The organism is Prevotella denticola (assembly GCF_900454835.1).
In the GTDB taxonomy this organism is placed as follows: Bacteria; Bacteroidota; Bacteroidia; order Bacteroidales; family Bacteroidaceae; genus Prevotella; species Prevotella denticola.
Map to the genome: position 1 here is coordinate 1 of NZ_UGTM01000003.1, position 3,118 is coordinate 3,118.

The following is a 3,118-nucleotide window of genomic DNA, read 5'->3' on the forward strand; positions in this document are numbered from 1 at the left end:
AGATAGACGGCTCCCTCCTGCTCCGTTGCGAGAACATTGTACGTGATGATCCTGGCACCGCCAGACTTTCCTCCGCCCTTTGATTTGATGGCCATGCGGATTTTGCGGACACCTGGTATAAGTTCCGCACCCTGCAAAGGGTTCTCTTCAAGGGATTTTGTAAATTCCTCCATGTCCGCCCTCATGGACTTATGGCGCTTTGCCAATGCCTTCAAGCTCTTTGCAAAAGTCGGAGTTGGTATAATTCTAAAGTTCATCGAGAAGTTCTTTCATTGAAAGTTCCTTGATTTTGCCCTCACGCATCTGTTTCACCTCTTGAAGTGCCATGCCGATACGCTCTTCAAGGCTTTTTGTGAAAGTTATATCTTCATCTTCAACGGGAACGAGGGTGTAAGCCTGTTTCTTACTTCTGCGAATAACAATCTTTTCGCCCTGGTCTGCCAAGTCGAACACATGAGCCTGCTGGCTCCGAAATTCTCTTGATGTAAAATTCAATACTGCCATAGTCTTTCTTTTGGGGGCAAAGATAAACACAAAAATTAAATTCTCCAAATAAAAATGTACCAATTTTGGTACACGCCATAAAAAGCTTGCTTTCTTCACGCTTACGCTGCACCCCCTCCACCCCCTCAAAGGGGGAATGTTTTTGTCTTTTTTCCTTTTGTTTCCTTTCCGATTTTCGGGAACCCAACCCGATAAAGGCCTTATTTCTGTTATGGACAACGTCTGTTATGTCTATCCTCGCGCGCGCGCATTATGCGAAAAAATGGGCTCTAACTATCACAAATTTAATACTAACTATCACAAATTTAATACTAAATCTGACTCTAACTATCACAAATTTAATACTATTATGCGCAAACTATTTATGTTTGTGATAATAAATTATTATCTTTGCAACGTAATTCTAAATCAACAAGTTATGGCAAGAACTATTAAAGGCTCACAGGCAGCAATTCAATCATATATCTTCACGACTGCAAAGTATGACTTTTCAGCCTATGAGAAACGCATTATGTATCGTCTTATTGAATTTGCACAAGACGAACTTAAAGGTATTATGATACGAGATAATATGCACAAAATAGAGCCTACACTATTCGGCAGAGAAATAACTATGCCCGTAGCTGATATTCTGAAAGACGAGGACGACAAGAACCACGATAAAGCGAAAAAGGCTTTCAGGACTTTATCACAGAAGCACATCGAGTATGAAGACGATGAGATTTGGCAATTTACCCCTATTATAACTAACCCTAAAATCAAGAAGAGAGAGGGTTTATCAAAGTTCTACGTGTTTGACGAAATATGGCGGTGTCTATTGGACTTCACGAAAGGTTATCGTAAGTATGAACTTGTTACCGCTATGGGGTTTAAGTCCGTCTATTCGATGCGTATGTATGAACTTATGAGCGGACAGAAAAGACCATTAGATTTTACCTTTGAAGATTTAAAGTTACGTTTCGGTGTCAAGGATAAATATAAACTTGTGGGACACTTCAAAACAAGGGTATTAGATATAGCAAAGAAAGAACTTGACGAGAGTAGCCCCTACTCATTCAACTACATCGAGATTAAAGAGAGGCGTAAGGTTGTAGGCTTTAAGTTCTTCCCAACATTCCACCCCGACAAACAAGACCCAGAATTACTCCAGGTCGAAATGCGCTCAAAGTTATCAGCAAGCATACAGATAAGCCAAGAGGCTTACAGCTACCTACGCTATTCTTTCGAGTTCAAAGCTGAAGAAATAAGCAAGAATAAAAAGACCATCATCGAGGGGGAAAAGAAAATACCCGACTTCATTGGCTTTCTTTCTTCCCTTGTCGGTCCATCGAGGACAGCCAAGAACCGCATTGGCTATGTAATCAACGCTATCAAGAAGAAAACTGCTGAAGTCAAATAGATTATTGGAGGAAATCCTATTAAAAACTGAGATTAACAAGAACAGATATTTTCAAAAAAAATATATTTTTTTTGCATTATTCAAATATAATATGTATTTTTGCAGAAATCTATAAAATCGTTTAATATGAAAAAATTTATCTATTTCTATCTTTGCCTTTTAGTTTTCATATTAGGAGGCTGCCAATTTTCTGATGACGATTACCAAAAGGCATCAACAATCCATACATTGGAAATGGATTTAGAGTCTGCGAAAAAGTATATGCATATTGATTCTGCTGCTCATCAATACACTATTGCTATAACAGATGAACAACAAGAAGCAGAGGGTATCTCAAAAGAGAACCTTGCGAAAATTTTCAAAATCGTAACAGACTTAAATCAACGCATAGACAATGATTTTAATGCTGGTAAAATAGTAACAATGTATTTGACCACAAAAGAAAATTTCATTTCATATACTATAGACCCTCTTCATCAACTTCACGACATAAATTTCAAAGATGTTAGAACAAAGCAGCCTTATATAGCTACAAGAGCTGGGAAATGGCTATATTCAGGGTACTTTATGGATGGAAATTGGGAACGAGGAACAAGAGATCCAGATTTTAAAACATCCGCTTCACACGTTACAAGCGAACTTGATATCTGCTACGCAAGAGGGGCGTGGAATTTCGGCATGACATGTCTAACAGGTAAATCTGCATATGGCACCTCATTTAGCACTAATGGCATAGGGCATACTTATGGAGGAATACAAAGATACTGGTGGTGGACAGGTGGAGGAAGTGCACCATTTAATTGGAAGTTTACTTTAGGAGGGCCTCTTGGAGGTGAAGCAAACGGAGGTATCAGTATTTACGAATCATAACTAAAACAAAATATAAAAGCACTTGATGCAGAAATTCTGCATCAAGTGCTTTTCATTTTTACACTTTTCTGCGTGGAAATCGTTTATAGATGTAGATACGGACACCTGCACTTATAGAACTGACGCAACACTTTTTTCTACCCATCAGGTGGATATTTCTGTCTTATAGGAGGTCGTTCCATTCCTCTCCACTGTGCGCAGGGTGTTTCGTTCCTCCACACCATCGGGCGCACACCTAACCGCTATCGCTTTTCGGTGCTGTCGCTGTGGGGGCTATGCTGCCCCCTACACCCCCATCTAACATTTTCGCTTGTTCTTTTCTTGTGGTTGAAAATGTTTTTGTAC

The 3,118-nt window shown here is 39.4% G+C and carries 4 protein-coding genes; 2 read left to right on the forward strand and 2 right to left on the reverse strand.

The genetic code is table 11. The annotated features are described in order from the left end of the window. Together DYH27_RS13230 and DYH27_RS13235 are read right to left on the reverse strand one after the other, a co-directional pair. A partial coding sequence (locus tag DYH27_RS13230; RefSeq protein ID WP_115338040.1) for a hypothetical protein occupies positions 1-257 on the reverse strand: 257 nt, incomplete at its 3' end. Next, positions 247-504 carry a hypothetical protein gene (locus DYH27_RS13235; RefSeq protein ID WP_025068497.1) on the reverse strand — a complete coding sequence of 86 codons (258 nt, stop codon included), beginning with the start codon at positions 502-504 and terminating at the stop codon, positions 247-249. The genes DYH27_RS13235 and DYH27_RS13230, both read right to left, overlap by 11 nt. Before the next feature lie 418 nt (positions 505-922). Between DYH27_RS13235 and DYH27_RS13240 the strand changes: the two genes are divergently transcribed. Both DYH27_RS13240 and DYH27_RS13245 read left to right on the forward strand, forming a co-directional pair. After that, positions 923-1,903, forward strand: coding sequence for a replication initiation protein (locus DYH27_RS13240; RefSeq protein ID WP_021583533.1), 981 nt, complete (start codon positions 923-925; stop codon positions 1,901-1,903). 126 nt (positions 1,904-2,029) lie between these two features. Beyond that, positions 2,030-2,773, forward strand: coding sequence for a hypothetical protein (locus DYH27_RS13245; RefSeq protein WP_007369094.1), 744 nt, complete (start codon positions 2,030-2,032; stop codon positions 2,771-2,773). The last annotated feature ends 345 nt before the right edge of the window (positions 2,774-3,118 follow it).

Bases quoted from the DNA above. Each gene is read 5' to 3' on its own strand.
- DYH27_RS13240 (WP_021583533.1), top strand. From the start codon at position 923: ATGGCAAGAACTATTAAAGGCTCACAGGCAGCAATTCAATCATATATC.
- DYH27_RS13235 (WP_025068497.1), bottom strand. From the start codon at position 504: ATGGCAGTATTGAATTTTACATCAAGAGAATTTCGGAGCCAGCAGGCT.
- DYH27_RS13245 (WP_007369094.1), top strand. From the start codon at position 2,030: ATGAAAAAATTTATCTATTTCTATCTTTGCCTTTTAGTTTTCATATTA.